The sequence below is a fragment of the Pseudomonas sp. 3A(2025) genome, assembly GCF_054589175.1.
The window spans coordinates 538541-555765 of sequence record NZ_BAAILM010000113.1 but is presented as its reverse complement, the minus strand read 5'-3'; the positions used below and the strand labels follow the sequence as shown (position 1 = coordinate 555765).

At 60.7% G+C, this 17225-nt stretch carries 15 protein-coding genes; 6 read left to right on the top strand and 9 right to left on the bottom strand.

Annotated features, from left to right (window positions below; translation table 11 throughout):
* Nucleotides 1–85: 85 nt before the first annotated feature.
* The 5 genes from ACYP2A_RS29155 to ACYP2A_RS29135 form a co-directional block, all read right to left on the bottom strand.
* Complete coding sequence (locus tag ACYP2A_RS29155; RefSeq protein ID WP_459749389.1) at nucleotides 86–787, bottom strand: ABC transporter ATP-binding protein; 702 nt, start codon at nucleotides 785–787, stop codon at nucleotides 86–88.
* Complete coding sequence (gene livG, locus ACYP2A_RS29150) at nucleotides 788–1555, bottom strand: high-affinity branched-chain amino acid ABC transporter ATP-binding protein LivG (RefSeq protein WP_459749388.1); 768 nt, start codon at nucleotides 1553–1555, stop codon at nucleotides 788–790.
* A complete protein-coding gene (locus ACYP2A_RS29145) occupies nucleotides 1552–2808 on the bottom strand; it encodes a high-affinity branched-chain amino acid ABC transporter permease LivM (protein WP_459749387.1) in 1257 nt (418 codons plus the stop codon). Before ACYP2A_RS29145 ends, livG begins: the two co-directional genes overlap by 4 nt.
* Nucleotides 2805–3734, bottom strand: coding sequence for a high-affinity branched-chain amino acid ABC transporter permease LivH (gene livH, locus ACYP2A_RS29140; protein ID WP_459749386.1), 930 nt, complete (start codon nucleotides 3732–3734; stop codon nucleotides 2805–2807). The genes ACYP2A_RS29145 and livH overlap by 4 nt, the downstream gene beginning before the upstream one ends.
* A 212-nt stretch (nucleotides 3735–3946) precedes the next feature.
* Nucleotides 3947–5074, bottom strand: a complete 1128-nt coding sequence (locus tag ACYP2A_RS29135) for a branched-chain amino acid ABC transporter substrate-binding protein (RefSeq protein ID WP_459749385.1) — start codon at nucleotides 5072–5074, stop codon at nucleotides 3947–3949.
* Nucleotides 5075–5494: 420 nt separating this feature from the next.
* On the opposite strand from ACYP2A_RS29135, the gene ACYP2A_RS29130 reads away from it, so the two are divergent.
* Nucleotides 5495–5800 carry a DUF2288 domain-containing protein gene (locus ACYP2A_RS29130; protein ID WP_459749384.1) on the top strand — a complete coding sequence of 102 codons (306 nt, stop codon included), beginning with the start codon at nucleotides 5495–5497 and terminating at the stop codon, nucleotides 5798–5800.
* Between the two features lie 62 nt (nucleotides 5801–5862).
* On the opposite strand, the gene ACYP2A_RS29125 is transcribed toward ACYP2A_RS29130, so the two are convergent.
* Entirely contained in the window at nucleotides 5863–8178 is a 2316-nt protein-coding gene (locus ACYP2A_RS29125; protein ID WP_459749383.1) for a putative bifunctional diguanylate cyclase/phosphodiesterase, read from the bottom strand.
* 152 nt (nucleotides 8179–8330) lie between these two features.
* Here ACYP2A_RS29125 and ACYP2A_RS29120 point away from each other — a divergent pair, with 152 nt between their 5' ends.
* A complete protein-coding gene (locus ACYP2A_RS29120) occupies nucleotides 8331–9656 on the top strand; it encodes a spinster family MFS transporter (RefSeq protein WP_459749382.1) in 1326 nt (441 codons plus the stop codon).
* Nucleotides 9657–9668: 12 nt separating this feature from the next.
* Here ACYP2A_RS29120 and rapA read toward each other — a convergent pair whose 3' ends face one another.
* On the bottom strand, nucleotides 9669–12515 hold the full coding sequence (gene rapA / locus ACYP2A_RS29115; protein WP_459749381.1) for an RNA polymerase-associated protein RapA: 2847 nt from the start codon (nucleotides 12513–12515) through the stop codon (nucleotides 9669–9671).
* A 214-nt stretch (nucleotides 12516–12729) separates the two neighbouring features.
* Here rapA and ACYP2A_RS29110 point away from each other — a divergent pair, with 214 nt between their 5' ends.
* From ACYP2A_RS29110 to ACYP2A_RS29100, 3 genes are all read left to right on the top strand, one after another.
* Nucleotides 12730–13074, top strand: a complete 345-nt coding sequence (locus tag ACYP2A_RS29110; protein WP_459749380.1) for an aspartate-semialdehyde dehydrogenase — start codon at nucleotides 12730–12732, stop codon at nucleotides 13072–13074.
* 38 nt (nucleotides 13075–13112) lie between these two features.
* A complete protein-coding gene (locus tag ACYP2A_RS29105; protein ID WP_459749379.1) occupies nucleotides 13113–13268 on the top strand; it encodes a hypothetical protein in 156 nt (51 codons plus the stop codon).
* Between the two features lie 172 nt (nucleotides 13269–13440).
* Complete coding sequence (locus ACYP2A_RS29100; RefSeq protein WP_459749378.1) at nucleotides 13441–13554, top strand: cytochrome c oxidase subunit CcoM; 114 nt, start codon at nucleotides 13441–13443, stop codon at nucleotides 13552–13554.
* Between the two features lie 121 nt (nucleotides 13555–13675).
* On the opposite strand, the gene ACYP2A_RS29095 is transcribed toward ACYP2A_RS29100, so the two are convergent.
* Together ACYP2A_RS29095 and ACYP2A_RS29090 are read right to left on the bottom strand one after the other, a co-directional pair.
* A complete protein-coding gene (locus ACYP2A_RS29095; protein ID WP_459749377.1) occupies nucleotides 13676–14146 on the bottom strand; it encodes a MaoC family dehydratase in 471 nt (156 codons plus the stop codon).
* A gap of 37 nt (nucleotides 14147–14183) precedes the next feature.
* A complete protein-coding gene (locus tag ACYP2A_RS29090) occupies nucleotides 14184–15128 on the bottom strand; it encodes an alpha/beta hydrolase (protein WP_459749376.1) in 945 nt (314 codons plus the stop codon).
* Between the two features lie 313 nt (nucleotides 15129–15441).
* Here ACYP2A_RS29090 and fadD1 point away from each other — a divergent pair, with 313 nt between their 5' ends.
* Entirely contained in the window at nucleotides 15442–17133 is a 1692-nt protein-coding gene (fadD1, locus tag ACYP2A_RS29085) for a long-chain-fatty-acid--CoA ligase FadD1 (RefSeq protein ID WP_459749375.1), read from the top strand.
* The last annotated feature ends 92 nt before the right edge of the window (nucleotides 17134–17225 follow it).

Below are 17225 nucleotides of genomic sequence, written 5' to 3'. Positions count from 1 at the left end.
CAAGAGGGGAGCGCGGTTTGTCAGGGTTTGTTCATGTTGCCGCTTTCGCGGCTGAAGCGGCGAACCGCTTCAGCCGCGAAAAGCTTCAACCGCCCAGATACGCTTCACGCACTTTCGGGTCGGTCAGCAGTTGCTCGCCCGAACCCTCCATCACCACCCGGCCGTTTTCCAGCACATAGGCGCGGTCGGCGATCTTCAACGCCTGGTTGGCGTTCTGTTCGACCAGAAACACCGTTACGCCATCGCGACGCAGTTGTTCGATGATGTCGAAGATCTGCTGGATGATGATCGGTGCCAGGCCCAGCGACGGCTCGTCGAGCAATAGCAGTTTAGGCTTGCTCATCAGCGCGCGGCCGATGGCGAGCATTTGCTGCTCGCCGCCGGACATGGTGCCGCCGCGCTGGCTGAAGCGTTCTTTCAAGCGCGGGAACAGGTGCAAGACCTTGTCCATCTGCTCCTGATAGTCGCCCTTGTCGGTGAAGAAGCCGCCCATGGCCAGGTTCTCCTCGACGGTCAGGCGGGCGAACACGCGGCGGCCTTCAGGCACCACCGCGATGCTCTTGCGCATGATCACCGAGGATTCCTGGCCCACCAGCTCTTCACCCAGATAGCGAATGCTGCCGCTGTGCGCGCGCGGCGAACCGCACAGGGTCATGAGCAGGGTGGATTTGCCGGCACCGTTGGCGCCGATCAGGGTGACGATCTCGCCCTTGCGCACCTCGACATTGACGCTGTGCAGCGCCTGGATCTTGCCGTAGAAGGTCGAAACGTTCTCGAACTGGAGCATTTACGCTTCCCCCAGATAGGCTTTGATGACGTCCGGGTTATCGCGGATCTCTTGCGGTACACCGTTGGCCAGGGGCGTGCCCTGGTTGATCACGAAGATGTGGTCGGAAATGCTCATGACCAGTTTCATGTCGTGCTCGATCAGCAATACCGTGGCGTTGTGATCGTTGCGCAGCACACCGATCAAGGCCTTGAGGTCTTCGGTTTCGCGCGGGTTAAGGCCCGCCGCCGGCTCATCGAGCATCAGGATGCGCGGCCGGGTCATCATGCAGCGGGCGATTTCCAGGCGGCGTTGCTGACCGTAGGCCAGGGTGCCGGCCGGACGGTTGGCGAATTCCTTGAGGTTGACCGCCTCAAGCCAGTATTCGGCGTACTCCATGGCCTCGCGCTCGCTGCGGCGGAACGCCGGTGTCTTGAACAGGCCAGCCAGAAAGTTGGTGTTCAAGTGGCGATGCTGAGCCACCAGCAGGTTCTCTACGGCGGTCATTTCCTTGAACAACCGTACGTTCTGGAAGGTGCGCACCACGCCCTTGCGGGCGATCTGATGGCCGGCCAGACCCTGGATCGGCTCGCCGTCGAGCAGAATGCTGCCCGAGGTCGGTTTGTAGAAACCGGTCAGGCAGTTGAACACCGTGGTCTTGCCGGCGCCGTTGGGGCCGATGATCGACACCACCTGTTTTTCATTGACGGTCAGCGCCACGCCGTTGACGGCCAGCAGGCCACCGAAACGCATGGACAGACCCGAGGCTTGCAATAGTGGGCGGCTCATTTGCGCAGCTCCATATGAGGACGTTGCATGGGCAGGAAGCCTTGAGGACGCCAGACCATCATCAGCACCATCATGGCGCCGAACATCAACATGCGGTATTCGCTGAATTCACGCATCAGTTCGGGCAGCAGAATCATCACGATCGCCGCCAGGATCACGCCCAGTTGCGAGCCCATGCCGCCGAGCACGACGATGGCAAGAATGATCGCCGACTCGATGAAGGTGAACGATTCCGGCGTGACCAGGCCCTGGCGAGCGGCAAAGAAGCTACCGGCAAAACCTGCAAAGGCAGCGCCCAGGGTGAACGCCGAAAGTTTGATGACGGTCGGGTTCAGGCCCAGCGCACGGCAGGCAATTTCGTCTTCACGCAGCGCTTCCCAGGCACGGCCGATCGGCATGCGCAGCAGGCGGTTGATGACGAACAGCGCGACCAGCGCCAGCATCAGGGCAACCAGGTAAAGGAAGATCACCTTGTTGATCGAGTTGTACGGCAGGCCGAAGAACTCGTGGAAGGTCTGCATGCCTTCGGCAGCCTTGCGCTCGAACGACAGACCGAAGAAGGTCGGTTTCTCGATGTTGCTGATACCGTTGGGGCCGCCGGTGAAGCTGGTCATGTTGCGCAGCAGCAGGCGAATGATTTCGCCGAAGCCCAGCGTCACGATGGCCAGATAGTCACCGCGCAAACGCAAGACCGGAAAGCCCAGCAAAAAGCCGAACAGCGCGGCCATCATCCCGGCAATCGGCAGGCAGATCCAGAAGCCCCAGCCGAAGTAGAACGACAGCAGGGCGTAGCTGTAGGCGCCGACCGCATAGAAGCCCACATAGCCAAGGTCGAGCAGACCGGCCAGGCCGACCACGATGTTAAGGCCCAGGCCGAGCATCACGTAGATCAGGATCAGGGTGGCGATGTCGACCGCGCCGCGCGAGCCGAAGAACGGCCACACCAGTGCGACCATGACCATCGCCAGAATGATCCAGCGCTGGGTACTCGGCAGGGTCAGAAAATTGCTGGCCTTGGCCGGCACCACCGGCAGGCTCGGCGAGGACCGCCACAGGGCCGAAATCTGCTCGTGGAACAACACGCGCAGGAAGATCGCCAGGGCGCTGCCGAGGATGATCGCGACGGTCGAGCTGCTGGCATTGAGGACGGTCAGGTTGACCCCGACGATCTCCAGCTTCAGGCCCAGCACCGGGTAGGCGACGGCCAGCACCAGCAAGGCGCTGAAAAATGCCGACTTGAGATTCTTGCTCATACTTTTTCAACCTCCGGGCGGCCCAGCAGACCGGTCGGCCGGAACAACAGCACCAGTACCAGCAGGCTGAATGCCACGACATCCTTGTACTGGTCGCCGAACACATCGGCACCGAAGGCTTCGGCCACACCCAGTACCAGACCGCCGAGCATGGCGCCCGGAATGCTGCCGATGCCGCCCAGTACCGCTGCGGTAAACGCCTTGATGCCGACCAGGAAACCCGCGTTCGGGTTGATGACCCCGTACTGCATGCTCAACAGCACCGCTGCAACCGCAGCCAGTGCCGCACCGATCACGAAGGTCAGGGCAATGATGTTATTGGTGTTGATACCCAGCAGGTTGGCCATCTTGATGTCTTCGGCGCAGGCGCGGCAGGCGCGGCCCAGACGTGAGCGCGAGATGAACCAGGTGAGTGCGAGCATGGTGATCACGGTGACGATGAAGATCAGCACCTGCATGTATGAGATCACCACTTCATGGGTGCTGGCCGAGCCAAACACGAAGTTGCCTGGAATCAGGTTGGGAATCGATTTGTCCTTGGAGTCCTGCGACAGCAATACCGTGTTCTGCAGGAACAGCGACATGCCGATGGCGGAAATCAACGGGATCAGCCGGTTGCTGCCGCGCAGCGGCCGGTAGGCAACCCGTTCGATGGTGTAGCCATAGGCACTGGTCACCACGATGCTGGCCACGAAGGCCGCCGTAATGATCAGGGGCAGACTGCCCAGGCCCATCATGGTCAGGCCCGCAATGGCGATGAACGCCACGTAGGAACCGATCATGTACACCTCGCCGTGGGCGAAGTTGATCATGCCGATGATGCCGTAGACCATGGTGTAGCCAATGGCGATCAAGGCGTAGGTGCTGCCAATGGTCATGCCATTAACCAGCTGTTGAAAGAAATGATAGATGTCTATCTCGGGCATTACAGCGCTCCTGAAAACCTGCACGCGGTTCATGGGTCGGTCGTTGTGCGCCTGCGCGTCGTGGTATCGCTCCACGTTGACACAAGCCCGCTGAACGTCGGGCACGGCTTCGAGTTGTTCGGGTGCGTAAGCGTCTTGTGGACGCCATGCACCGCGTAAAACAAAGCCCACTGCGATTGCAGTGGGCTCTGGTGTTCATCGAAGGGGTGAAATCACTTCACTGGCGCTTCGGTCTTGGTACCGTCTTTGTGCCAGGTGTAGACCACGAATTTGAAGTCCTTCAGGTCGCCCTTGTCATCGAAGGCCAGATCGCCGGTCGGGGTCTTGAAGGTGTTGGCGCGCAGGGCGGCCGCGACCTTGTCGGTGTCTTCGCTCTTGGCCAGGGTGATGGCGTCGGCGATCACCTGGACAGCGGCGTAGGACGGGAACACGAACGGGCCGCTGGAATCTTCTTTCTTGGCCTTGAACGCATCGACCAGTGCCTTGTTGGCAGGGTCCTGGTCGAACGAAGCCGGCAGGGTGACCAGCAGGCCTTCGGAAGCATCCTGGGCGATCTGCGAGATCGAGGCGTTGCCCACGCCTTCAGGACCCATGAAGCCGGCCTTCAGGCCTTTTTCCTGGGACTGGCGCAGGATCAGGCCCAGCTCCGGGTGGTAGCCGCCGTAGTAGACGAAGTCGACGTTGGCTTGCTTCATCTTGGCGATCAGCGAAGAGAAGTCCTTGTCGCCGGCATTGATGCCTTCGAACAGGGCAACCTTGATGCCGTCTTTTTCCAGGGTCTGCTTGACCGCAGTGGCGATGCCTTCACCGTATTGCTGCTTGTCGTGAATGACCGCAACCACTTTCGGTTTGACCTGTTTGGCGATGTAGTTGCCGGCGGCCGGGCCCTGGGCGCTGTCCAGGCCGATGGTGCGGAACACCAGTTTGTAGCCACGGGCGGTCAGGTCCGGGCTGGTGGCAGCCGGGGTGACCATGATGATGCCTTCGTCTTCGTAAACGTCCGAAGCCGGCTGGGCAGAGCTGGAGCACAGGTGGCCGATGACGAACTTCACGCCATCGTTGACGATCTTGTTGGCAACCGCGACGGCTTGCTTGGGATCGCAGGCGTCATCGTATTCGACCGCTTCAAGTTTCTTGCCGGCAACGCCGCCCTTGGCGTTGATCTGCTCGATGGCCATTTTGGCACCGCTGAACTGCATGTCGCCGTATTGGGCAACAGCGCCGGTCTTGGGACCTGCGATGCCGATCCTGATGGTATCGGCTGCGAACGAATGGCTTGCAACGCCTGCCATTACCAGTGCCGCAAACAGCTTGGAAAGCTTCTTGGTACCCTTGATCATGATGCTCCACTCTTGCGTTGTAGTTTTTATAATCCTGACGGCCAAGGCTGCAGGACCGGATGATGTGCAACCGGTCTTTCCCCGCCCTGCCAACTGTACCGGCACAGTTTAGAGTGCCGCTGGATCGCTTGAAAAGCTGGCAGTCTGGATAAGATCCGCTGCATGTCGCCTGATCGACAGAAAGTTACATAATTGCACTGTCGTTTCGGTTTTCGGCGTGTTGCCAGTTCTCGCTCAGATGACCTGCGGGTGTTACTTATGCGGTGGCGGCGCGGCTTTTCGCTACGGCCCGGATAACCTGCGAACCGGCGCATCGAACCTTGCAAAAAAGACGCATGTGCCGCCGTACGCGGGTGTTGCCGGGTTTTTATCCGGGAAAGCCGGCGCTATCATTGCGACGATTTCCACTCGGTGAAACCCATGAACCAAGAACCAAGCACCCTCTATGCCAAAATCCTCGGTGAGACCGCGATTATTCCCTGGCATCAATTGCAACCATTCTTTGCAAAGGGTGCCCTGTTGTGGGTCGATCCAGCACTTGATCTGATCGCCGTGGGCGAGGCCCTGGCCGAAGACAAGGCAGGCACGCTGGCAACCTGGATGGACGCAGGACAGGTCGCCAAGGTGTCTGAAACAAGGGCGCTGGACTTTTTCGAGCGTGATGCGCAACTGTGGGCCGTGGTGGTCTCACCGTGGATTCTGATCCAGGACAGGGCAAGCAACTGATTTATGCTTCTTTGTGGTGCGTATCGGTGCGCTGTTCTGGTGTCGCTTTGTCTGACTGTCGTTCAATCCGACCAACGCGTTCGTTTGGTGCGTTGCGGGTTGCTGCCCGGGTAATGATTCGGCGGTGCAGGCAGGTCGTGAAACAAATCCATTGACCGGGGCATATCGGTTTCCAGCAGGCGGTCCTGCAGCATCAGCGAAGCGGGCCACAGGCTGACCGGCTCACACTCGTTCATTTGCGTGATCATGGGCAGCAGTCGCTCCAGCGGCTGCGGCTTGCTGAACAGATAGCCCTGCACATAATCGCTGCCGTACTGGCTGAGAAAGTCCAGCTGTGCCGGGGTTTCGACGCCTTCGGTCACCACTTTCAAGTGCAGGGTGTGGGCCATCACAATGATCGCGTGAACGATTTCCATGTCCTGAGGCGACTTGGGAATGTCCTGAATGAACGAGCGGTCGATCTTCAACGTGTCCAGCGGCAGACGTTTGAGATAGGCCAGCGACGAATAACCGGTGCCGAAATCATCGATCGACAGTGACACACCCAGGCTGCGAATGTGCTTGAGCAGCACGATGGTGTTGCTGATATTGCCCATCAGCGCGTTTTCAGTGACCTCCAGTTCCAGCCGCCCCGGCGCGACATCGGCCTGACGCAAGGCGTCCTCGACTTCCTCGCCCAGCTCTTCGCGGGCCAGGTTCAGCGCCGAGCAATTGACCGCGATGATCAGCTTTTCAAAGCCGTCCAGGCGCAAGGCACCCAGGTCCTTGCAGGCCCGGCGCAGCACCCAGTTGTCCAGGTCGGCGATCAGGCCATTGGCTTCGGCGATGCCGATGAAGCGATCCGGGGTCAGCAAGCCATGTTGCGGATGCTCCCAGCGCACCAGCGCCTCCAGCTTGGCGACATGCCCGGTGCGCAGGTCGATGATGGGCTGGTAATAGACCTGCAGCCCGGTTTCTTCGCGCAGGGCGTTGCGCAACTCTTCTTCGAGGTGCAGTTCCAGGCTGGCCTTGGTCTTGAGTGCAGGGCTGAAAAAATTCGCCCGGTTGCGTCCGTTGCCTTTGGACTGATACAGCGCAAGGTCGGCGTGCTTGAGCAATTCGTCGCTGCTCGACCCGTCGCGAGGGAATACCGCGATGCCGATGCTGGTGGTCATGACCATGCGCCGTCCGGCCAGGGCGATGGGCTCTTTCATTTTTTGCATGACCCGGTTCGCCAGGTGCCTGGCTTCTTCGTAATGCGGAATGCTGATGAGGATGCAGAACTCGTCGCCCCCAAAGCGCGATACCACATCCTGTATGCGGGTGGCACTGCGAATGCGTTCGGCGATGACCTTGAGCAATTCGTCGCCGGCATCGTGCCCCAGGCTGTCATTGATACGCTTGAAATGGTCGATGTCGAGAAACATCACGGCCAGCATGCCGTCATTGGACGCGTGCTCGACCAGCTTTTCAGCGAACAACTGGTTAAAGCCGCGACGGTTGACCAGGTTGGTCAAGGGGTCGTAGTGCGCGACCTGTTGCAACGATACCCGCGCCTGATCGAGCTGGCTGAGCAGGGCGTTGACCCGCTGCAGGTCGCGCTCTTTGCCTTGCAGCTTCTTGTCGGCCATGGCCGCGCTGATGCTGCCGGCAATGATCAGCAGGGTGATGGTGGCCAGGGTCAGGCCCAGTTGCTGGCTGTTCTCGGTATTAGGCATTTGCAGTGGCGTGCCTTCGGGCAGCACCAAGCGCAAAGCTTCCATTCCCAACAAGTGCATGGCCAGCAAGCCGGCACCCAGCAACATGCTGGTGCCATAGCGGAACATCTGATGGAACATGCCGCTGTGCTTGCGCAGCAGTCTGGGCACGACCAACAACGCCGCACTGGCCAGGATCGCGAGCGCAATTGACAGCCCGAACAGGGACGGGTCGTAATACTGGCTGGCATTGGAGCGCATGGCCGCCATACCGACATAGTGCATGGCGCTGATGCCCAGACCGATCAGTACGGCGTTGAACAGCGTACTGGCTATCGTCAGGGTTTCCAGGCACAGGCTGCGGATCGCCAGGGCGCCGGCGAACACCACGATCAACAGTGAGATCAGGGTGATGCTCAAATCGAAGGTGATGTTCAGCGGGGCCTGAAAGGCCAGCATGCTGATGAAGTGCATGGCCCACACGCCACCTGCCAGACACAGTGCGCCCAGACACTTCCACAGGCGCCGATTGCGACTCGGCTCGACATGGATCGCCCGATCGGCGATGTCCATGCTGGCGAAACAGGCAGCACAGATCACGCCGTAGGCCAGCGCAACCAGAAAAACATTGTGACTGCAGTCAGTCAGTACTTGCCCCGATGTCGGAAGCCCGACAAACACATGCAAACCCGGCCATTCCATAGCGAGCCCTATATCTTCACTGCCAGGGTCGCCAAAGGGCTCTATGCTCCGGTTGGCGATTCGGTTATCAGTATAGAAGCTGATAAAAACTCGCCAGTTCCATCGATGATTAATTTATCGTCGCCGATACCCCGCACAGCAAGGATGCCTGCATGAACAAGCCCCTGCCGGATGTTTCCACCCAGGCCAGCAACGCCTGGCGCGTTCTGTTTTTGCTGTTTCTGGCCAACCTGTTCAATTTTTTCGACCGGGCGATTCCTTCGATCGTCACCGAACCCATCCGTCTGGAGTGGCACCTGAGCGATTTCCAGCTCGGGCTGATGGGCACCGCGTTCACCCTGGTCTACGCCATCGCCGGCCTGCCGCTGGGGCGTCTGGCCGATAACGGTTCACGCAGGGCCATCATGGGCGGCGGTCTGGCAGTCTGGAGCGCGCTGACGGCCATCAACGGCATGGCCAGCAGTTTCTGGGCCTTCGTGCTGGTGCGCATGGGGGTCGGCATCGGTGAGGCCAGTTACGCGCCGGCGGCCAATTCGCTGATCGGCGACCTGTTTCCGGCACGGCGTCGGGCGCGGGCCATGGGCATCTTCATGCTCGGCCTGCCGCTGGGCTTGATGCTGGCGTTCTTTACCATCGGCGCGATGGTCAAGGCCTTCGACAGCTGGCGGGCGCCGTTCTTTATTGCGGCGGTGCCGGGCCTGATCCTGGCGCTGTTCATGTTTTTTATCCGCGAACCACAACGCGGGGCAGCGGAAAGCGTGGTGGTGTCGCAAGCGAAGATCGAGCGGCCCATTCGCCGGTTGCTGGGCATCGCCACGTTTCGCTGGCTGATGCTGGCGGGGCTTGCCTATAACTTCGCCGCTTATGCCTGCAACTCGTTCATGGTGCCGATGCTGCAACGTTATTTTCAGGTGTCATTGCAGGAAGCGGCAGTGGCCACCGGGGTGATCGTCGGTGTCACCGGGTTGTTCGGCCTGACATTGGGCGGGGTGGTGGCCGACAAGCTGCACGAGCGTTCAGTCAACGGCCGGCTGTGGTTTGCGGCGTTGAGCATGCTGGTGGCGACCCTTGCAACCGGCTATGCGCTGTTGGCGGGGCAGGTAGCGATCACGCTGTTCGTGGCGGTCTTCAGCCTGGGCTGGCTGTTTGCCTATAACTTCTACACCTGTGTGTATCCGGCTATCCAGGACGTGGTGGAGCCTCGCTTGAGGGCCACGGCCATGGCGCTGTTTTTCGCAGGCTTATACCTGCTTGGGGGCGGCCTGGGGCCGGTGATGGTGGGGCTGTTGTCCGATCATTTCGCCCAACAGGCGATGCTGGCGGCGGGCGCGCTGCAAATGACCGAAACCTTCAAGGCGGTCGGGCTGCACGGGGCCTTGTACCTGATCCCGGCAGCCTTGCTGATGACGCTGGTGTTTCTGCTGCTGGCAACCCGCAGCTTCGGACGCGATGCCGAAGCAATGCGGGCGCGTTTGTAGAGCCGCAGAGGGTTAACCCGCGACCAGCACCCTGATCGACTCCAGGCGCAGGGCCGCTTTGTCGAGCATGGCCAGGCCTTGCTCACGCAGTTTGCGCAGCGCTTCAAGCTCGCTGTCGCGCACGGTCGGGTTGACCGCTTGCAGGGCGGTCAGGCGTGCCAGTTCTTCTTCGGTGTCGGCGGCCAGGCGACGCTGGGCCTCGGCCACGCGCTCGGCATGGCGCGGGGCGATCTTGGCTTCGCCAGAGTTGATCTTCGGCGTCAGCACGTCGCGCTGGGCCTGGATGAACTTGTTGGCGCTGGCGCGTGGCACGCTTTCGAGCTGGTCGTTGAGAGTGTTGAACGACACCCGGCCCGACAGGTCATTGCCATTGCCGTCCAGCAGGCAGCGCAGCGCCGCCGGTGGCAGGTAACGGCCCAGTTGCAGGGCGCGCGGGGCGACCACTTCGCTGACGTAAATCAGCTCCAGCAGTACGGTGCCGGGCTTGAGTGCCTTGTTCTTGATCAGCGCCACGGCCGTGTTGCCCATGGAGCCGGACAGCACCAGGTCCATGCCGCCTTGCACCATCGGGTGTTCCCAGGTGATGAACTGCATGTCTTCGCGGCTCAGCGCCTGATTGCGGTCGTAGGTGATGGTCACACCTTCGTCGTCGCCCAGCGGGAAGCTGGCATCGAGCATTTTTTCGCTGGGCTTGAGGATCAGCGCGTTTTCCGAATGATCTTCGCTGTCGATGCCGAAGGCATTGAACAGGGTTTCCATGTAGATAGGCAGCGAGAACTGGTCGTCCTGCTCCAGGATTGCCTCGACCAGCGCCTCGCCTTCACCTGCGCCGCCGGAGTTGAGCTCCAGCAGACGGTCGCGGCCGGTGTGCAGTTCGCTTTCCAGGCGCTCGCGCTCGGCGCGGGCTTCATCGATCAGCGCTTGCCACTGGTCATCATCGCCACCTTCGAGCAGCGGCAGCAAGCGCGGGCCGAACTGATGCTGCAGCGCGTTGCCGGTCGGGCAGGTATTGAGGAAGGCATTCAGCGCTTCGTGGTACCACTGGAACAGCCGCGCCTGCGGGCTGGTTTCCAGGTACGGCACGTGCAGTTCGATGGTGTGCTTCTGGCCGATCCGGTCCAGACGGCCGATGCGCTGTTCCAGCAGGTCCGGGTGGGCCGGCAGGTCGAACAGCACCAGATGATGGGCAAACTGGAAGTTGCGGCCTTCACTGCCGATTTCCGAGCAGATCAGCACCTGGGCACCAAACTCTTCGTCAGCGAAGTAGGCCGCAGCGCGGTCGCGCTCCAGGATGTTCATGCCTTCATGGAACACGGTGGCCGGAATGCCGGAGCGCACGCGCAGGGCATCCTCCAGGTCCATGGCGGTTTCGGCGTGGGCACAGATCACCAGCACCTTGACGCGCTTGAGCATTTTCAGCGTGTCGATCAGCCACTCGACCCGTGGGTCGAAGCGCCACCAGCGCTCTTCGTCGCCCGTCTCGGCTTGCGCCTGGAAGCTGACTTCCGGGTACAGGTCGGCATGCTCACCCAGTGGCAGCTCCATGTACTCGTCCGGGTTGGCCAGCGGGTAGGGGTGCAGTTGACGTTGCGGGAAGCCCTGCACCGCCGCACGGGTGTTACGGAACAGCACGCGGCCGGTGCCGTGACGGTCGAGCAGTTCGCGCACCAGGCGCGCCTTGGCTTCGTCGTCGCCGGCATTCACGGCAGTAATCAGGGTTTCGCCCTCGGCGCCCAGGAAGCCGCTGATGGTCTGGGTCGCCTTGGCCGACAGCTTGCCCTTGTCGAGCAGCTCTTGCACCGCTTCGGCCACCGGGCGGTAATGTTCGCTCTCGGCGCGGAAGGCGGCCAGGTCGTGGAAACGGTTCGGGTCCAGCAGGCGCAGGCGCGCAAAGTGGCTGTCCTGGCCCAATTGCTCAGGGGTTGCGGTCAGCAGCAGCACGCCGGGGATGACCTCGGCCAGTTGCTCGACCAGCGAGTATTCGGTGCTGGCCTTGTCTTCATGCCAGACCAGATGGTGCGCCTCGTCGACCACCATCAGGTCCCAGCCGGCGGCAAACAGCGCGTCCTGGGCCTTTTCGTCCTCGACCAGCCACTCCAGCGCAACCAGTGCCAGTTGGGTGTCTTCGAACGGGTTGCCTGCATCGCTTTCGATAAAGCGTTCGCGGTCGAACAGCGCGACCTGCAGGTTGAAGCGCCGACGCATTTCGACCAGCCACTGGTGCTGGAGGTTTTCCGGTACCAGGATCAGTACCCGGCTGGCGCGGCCCGAGAGCAGCTGGCGATGGATCACCAGGCCCGCTTCGATGGTCTTGCCCAGGCCCACTTCGTCTGCCAGCAGAACCCGCGGCGCAATGCGGTCGGCCACTTCACGGGCAATGTGCAACTGGTGCGCGATCGGTTGCGCACGCACGCCGCCCAGGCCCCACAGCGAAGACTGCAACTGGCGGCTGGTGTGCTCCAGAGTGTTGTAGCGCAGCGAGAACCACGACAGCGGGTCGATCTGCCCGGCGAACAGGCGGTCGGTGGCCAGGCGGAACTGAATGAAGTTCGACAGCTGGGTTTCCGGCAGGGTCACCAGTTCGTTCTGGCTGTTGAAGCCGTGATAGACCAGCAGGCCGTCGACGTCTTCGACTTCGCGTACGGTCAGTTTCCAGTTGTCGAAATGGGTGATCTGGTCACCTGGCGAGAAGCGCACGCGGGTCAATGGCGCGTTGCGCAGTGCGTACTGGCGGGTTTCGCCAGTGGCCGGATAGAGCACGGTCAATAAGCGGCCATCCTGTGCCAGAACGGTGCCTAATCCGAGCTCGGCTTCGCTGTCGCTGATCCAGCGTTGCCCCGGTTGATACTGCTGCGCCATGCTGCCTGTCTCCGCGGTGAAAAAGCGGGCTATGGTAACGGAACCTGCTGCCAAGACCAAAGGCGACGTGAAAAAACAGCAGGTTTATGCCTGTGCGTGCGGCCATGGTGCCTGTCAAGGGCACTAATTGCCCAAAACATAGTCGAAAAGTTCTGCCGCAAAGGCTCAAGTCGACGAAATGGCCGCCGAAAGCCTGATAACAGGAGAACCCATCATGCTGCAACCGACGCTTCCTCTGAGTGTGGTCCCAGTGACTTCGCAACTGGACCCGGCCAAACGCCTGCCGGATGTCCCGCCTGTTGCGCCGGTGCAACCGAGCTCCAGTGAAACCACCATCGACCTGCGCTACGAAGACGCCGAGCGTTCGGCACTGCTATTGCGTGAAGAGCAGGAACGCCAGCAGCGTCAGCAACGTGGCGAGGCGCCGCCCGAGCACGACCATGATGACGAGTTGCTGGTCATCCCCGGCGACTCGCTGAATGCCGACAACACCGTGCCGGTGGTGCCGTTGATCGACAACGAGCCGCGTCAGGGCTTGTGGGTCGACGTCGAGGTCTGATACATCTGGCCAACCCTGTTGTCAGAGAACTGCCCATCATGAGCGATGAAGCCCAACTGATCGATTTCGGCGCCGAGCGCGCCAAGCGTATCCATGATGCCAATGACAAGCGCCTGAACGAGATGCGCAAGGCATTCGAGCAGGTCATGCCGCTGAGCAGCAAAAAGAAGAGCAAGAAACCAAAAAAACGCTGAACACCCCGCCTTGATAAAGCGGTGCGGTCCTGTGGGCTTGCGCCGCGTCTGACATTTCCTGCGTCAAATCCCGCCATCAACCTTACGGATCACTGATCCAGATCAATGCCTGCCTGTGCGCGTCCGATTAATCTTGCTCCATCGAACAGCAACACAGCGGAGGAAGGCCATCATGTTTCTGGAAAACTCTGACCTCGTGATCACCGTCGGTTACGTCACCTTGACCATGCTGGCTGTGTTCTTCGCAGGCATGGGACTGTTTATCTGGAAAGACTCGCGGCCCTGAGAGCCGGCTTTCCATCACGAGCACGCAAGGCATTTAGGGCGACTTCGGTTGCCCGTTTTTTTGTCTGCGATTTGATGCGCAATGACATAACCCCGGCCGTTGAAGCGGCCGGGGTTATGGGTCAACCGAAAGTAATTTCCGGCAATACCGTCAGCTCCACTGTCTGCAGCTTGCGTGGTGCCAGAATCTCGGCTTCGCCATCCACCACCAGTTCATCGTTCTGGTTGAACACGCGGGTGGCGATGCGCACGCGGAACTTGGGCAGTTTTTCCAGAATTTCCAGGCGTACGGTCAGGGTGTCGCCCAGTTTGACCGGCTTCTGGAAGGTCATGGTCTGGCCGATATAAATAGTGCCGGGGCCAGGCAGCTCGCAGGCGACGGCAGCGCTGATCAGAGCGCCGCTGAACATGCCGTGGGCGATGCGCTCCTTGAACATGGTTCTGGCGGCGTACTCGGCGTCCAGGTGCACCGGGTTGTGGTCACCCGACATGGCGGCGAACAGCTGGATATCGCGTTCTTCGACGGTTTTGCTGTAGCTGGCGGTCTGGCCGACTTCGAGGGCTTCGTAGGGCGTGTTGGTGACCTGGGTCATTCGCTTATCCTGACTATTAAAAGAAAAGGCCGGTGCGTCATTCGGCTCTGTGCGGTCGTGGTTGTTCCATGGCCCATTGCAGCCAGTCGATCACGTCGCGCGTGACTTCATCACGGTTGGTTTCGTTGAACAGCTCATGGCGAGCGCCGGGGTAGAGTTTAAGCTGTAATGCCTGATGACCCACCCCGGTCAAAACATGGGCCAGTCGTTTCAGACGCTTGCCGTGGCTGACCGGATCACATTCGCCGCCGATTATCAGCAGCGGCAGACTGGAATCGATCTGTGCCAGGCTCGACGGTTTGCTGATTTTTGTCAGCCCGCCCAGCAGGTCGAACCACAGTTGATTGGTGCAACGAAAGCCGCACAGCGGGTCTTGCACATAGGCGTCCACTGCCTGCGGGTCGCGGCTAAGCCAGTCGAAACGCGTGCGTGCCGGCTTGAAATCCTGATTGAAGGCGCCGAACGACAGCCAGTCGATCAACGCACTGCGGCCACGCGGGCCCTGGCGTAAGCGTTCCAGCCGGGCGATCTGGCGTGCGCTACGGTAAAGGGCCATGGGTTGATAATTCGAGCCGCTGAGAATCGCACCTTGCAGGCTGGCGCCGTGGTGCATCAGCCAGGCCTGGGCGATATAGCTGCCCATGCTGTGGCCCAGCAGAAACAGTGGCCGCTGCGGATGCCGCTCTTCAAGGGTGCGGGCCATGAGCGCGAGGTCGCCCAGTACCTTGCTCCAGCCGTCTTCATCGGCATAATGCCCCAGCGTCCCCTGGGCGGCAGTCTTGCCGTGGCCACGCTGATCATGGGCATACAAAGCGATGCCCACGGCATTGAGTGCCGCGCCCAGCTGTGCATATCGGCCGCCGTGCTCGGCCATGCCGTGGGACAGCATGACCACGGCGCGTACCTGCGATGCCGGCACCCAGGCGTTGATGAACAGGCGGCAATGGTCGTGCGTGTCGAGCCAGAAAGTCTGCTGTGTCATGGTCGTGTCCGCGAGCAACGGCGATGAGTATGAGTGTATACCGGCAGGCGCTGCAGGCCGATGGCCCCGTGCAGGCAAGGGCACACAGGATTATTGAAGGGCGTCGCAAAGCGTGACTATTTGTTACTTTTCAGTCGCAATTGTGACCGGTGGTGACTCGTTTGCTGCTAGTCGCTGTTTGGCAAAGCTGCTAATCTCGGCCCGCTTTTTGACTCGTCATCAAGCGAAAGCGCGAATCGCATAATTCCAATACATTCACTCAACATCGCCCTCGCGATGTGCAGAGTTCGCTATCGCTAAGGAGCTGGCTTGCATGATCGAAAACTTCTGGAAGGACAAGTACCCCACTGGTGTGGCTGCCGAGATCGATCCTGACAAGTACCCGAATGTCCAGACCGTGCTCAAGCAGTCCTGCCAGCGTTTTGCCGACAAGCCAGCTTTCAGCAACCTGGGCAAGACCCTGACCTATGGCGAACTGTATGAGTTGTCCGGGGCGTTTGCCGCCTGGATCCAGCAGCATACCGACCTGAAACCCGGCGACCGCATCGCCGTGCAACTGCCCAATGTCCTGCAATACCCGGTCGCGGTGTTCGGTGCCATGCGTGCAGGCCTGATCGTGGTCAACACCAACCCGCTGTACACCGCGCGGGAGATGGAACACCAGCTCAACGATTCCGGCGCCAAGGCGCTGTTGTGCCTGGCCAACATGGCGCACCTCGCCGAGAAGGTGGTGCCCAAGACGCAAGTTCGGCATGTCATCGTCACCGAAGTGGCCGATATGCTGCCCACTCTCAAGCGCCTGCTGGTCAACAGCGTCATCAAGTACGTGAAGAAGATGGTCCCGGCCTATCACCTGCCGCAGGCCGTACGCTTCAACGATGCCCTGGCCAAGGGCCGTGGCAAGGCCGTCGCCGAGGTCTCGCCGACCAGTGACGACGTGGCCGTGCTGCAATACACCGGCGGTACTACCGGCGTGGCCAAAGGCGCGATGCTGACCCACCGCAACCTGATCGCCAACATGCTGCAATGCCGCGAACTGATGGGCTCGAACCTCAATGAAGGCTGCGAAATCCTCATCACGCCGCTGCCGCTGTACCACATCTACGCCTTTACCTTTCACTGCATGGCGATGATGCAGTGCGGCAACCACAACGTTCTGATCACCAACCCGCGCGACCTGCCGGCGATGGTCAAGGAACTGTCGAAGTGGAAGTTCAGCGGCTTCGTCGGCCTCAACACGCTGTTCGTTGCCCTGTGCAACAACCAGGATTTCCGCAACCTGGACTTCTCTGCGCTCAAAGTCACGCTGTCCGGCGGCATGGCCCTGCAACAGGCGGTGGCCGAGCGCTGGAAAGCGGTCACCCAATGCCCGATCTGCGAAGGCTATGGCATGACCGAAACCAGCCCGGTGGCTACGGTCAACCCGATTCAGAACATCCAGATCGGCACCATCGGCATTCCGGTGCCGTCGACCCTGTGCAAGGTGATCGACGATGCGGGCACTGAACTGGCGTTCGGCGAAGTCGGCGAACTGTGCATCAAGGGCCCACAGGTCATGAAAGGCTATTGGCAGCGCGTCGAAGCCACCGAAGAGATCCTCGATGCCGAAGGCTGGCTCAAGACCGGCGACATCGCGCTGATCCAGCCCGATGGCTACCTGCGCATCGTTGACCGCAAGAAGGACATGATCCTGATCTCCGGCTTCAACGTGTACCCCAACGAAATCGAAGACGTGCTGGTCAGCCTGCCGGGTGTGTCGCAATGTGCGGCCATTGGTGTGCCGGACGAGAAATCCGGCGAGGCAATCAAGGTATTCGTGGTGGTCAAGCCCGGTATGACCCTGACCAAGGACCAGGTCATCGAGCACATGCGCGCCAACCTGACCGGCTACAAAGTGGCCCGCAGCGTCGAATTCCGCGATGCGCTGCCGACCACCAACGTCGGCAAGATCCTGCGCCGCGAACTGCGCGACGAAGAGCTGAAAAAGCTCGGCGTGAAGAAATAGCCACAACGGCGTCGGGGGTGAGGCAATCTCACCCCCATCCCCTGATCCCGCCCAAATCTGCGACAATCCCCGCTTTGCCCCTTCGACCTGAC

Coding starts and splice junctions, on each gene's coding strand:
- ACYP2A_RS29125 (WP_459749383.1), bottom strand. CDS start 8,178: ATGGAATGGCCGGGTTTGCATGTGTTTGTCGGGCTTCCGACATCGGGG.
- ACYP2A_RS29145 (WP_459749387.1), bottom strand. CDS start 2,808: ATGAGCAAGAATCTCAAGTCGGCATTTTTCAGCGCCTTGCTGGTGCTG.
- livH (WP_459749386.1), bottom strand. CDS start 3,734: ATGCCCGAGATAGACATCTATCATTTCTTTCAACAGCTGGTTAATGGC.
- ACYP2A_RS29135 (WP_459749385.1), bottom strand. CDS start 5,074: ATGATCAAGGGTACCAAGAAGCTTTCCAAGCTGTTTGCGGCACTGGTA.
- livG (WP_459749388.1), bottom strand. CDS start 1,555: ATGAGCCGCCCACTATTGCAAGCCTCGGGTCTGTCCATGCGTTTCGGT.
- ACYP2A_RS29100 (WP_459749378.1), top strand. CDS start 13,441: ATGTTTCTGGAAAACTCTGACCTCGTGATCACCGTCGGTTACGTCACC.
- ACYP2A_RS29095 (WP_459749377.1), bottom strand. CDS start 14,146: ATGACCCAGGTCACCAACACGCCCTACGAAGCCCTCGAAGTCGGCCAG.
- ACYP2A_RS29130 (WP_459749384.1), top strand. CDS start 5,495: ATGAACCAAGAACCAAGCACCCTCTATGCCAAAATCCTCGGTGAGACC.
- ACYP2A_RS29155 (WP_459749389.1), bottom strand. CDS start 787: ATGCTCCAGTTCGAGAACGTTTCGACCTTCTACGGCAAGATCCAGGCG.
- ACYP2A_RS29090 (WP_459749376.1), bottom strand. CDS start 15,128: ATGACACAGCAGACTTTCTGGCTCGACACGCACGACCATTGCCGCCTG.
- ACYP2A_RS29110 (WP_459749380.1), top strand. CDS start 12,730: ATGCTGCAACCGACGCTTCCTCTGAGTGTGGTCCCAGTGACTTCGCAA.
- fadD1 (WP_459749375.1), top strand. CDS start 15,442: ATGATCGAAAACTTCTGGAAGGACAAGTACCCCACTGGTGTGGCTGCC.
- rapA (WP_459749381.1), bottom strand. CDS start 12,515: ATGGCGCAGCAGTATCAACCGGGGCAACGCTGGATCAGCGACAGCGAA.
- ACYP2A_RS29105 (WP_459749379.1), top strand. CDS start 13,113: ATGAGCGATGAAGCCCAACTGATCGATTTCGGCGCCGAGCGCGCCAAG.
- ACYP2A_RS29120 (WP_459749382.1), top strand. CDS start 8,331: ATGAACAAGCCCCTGCCGGATGTTTCCACCCAGGCCAGCAACGCCTGG.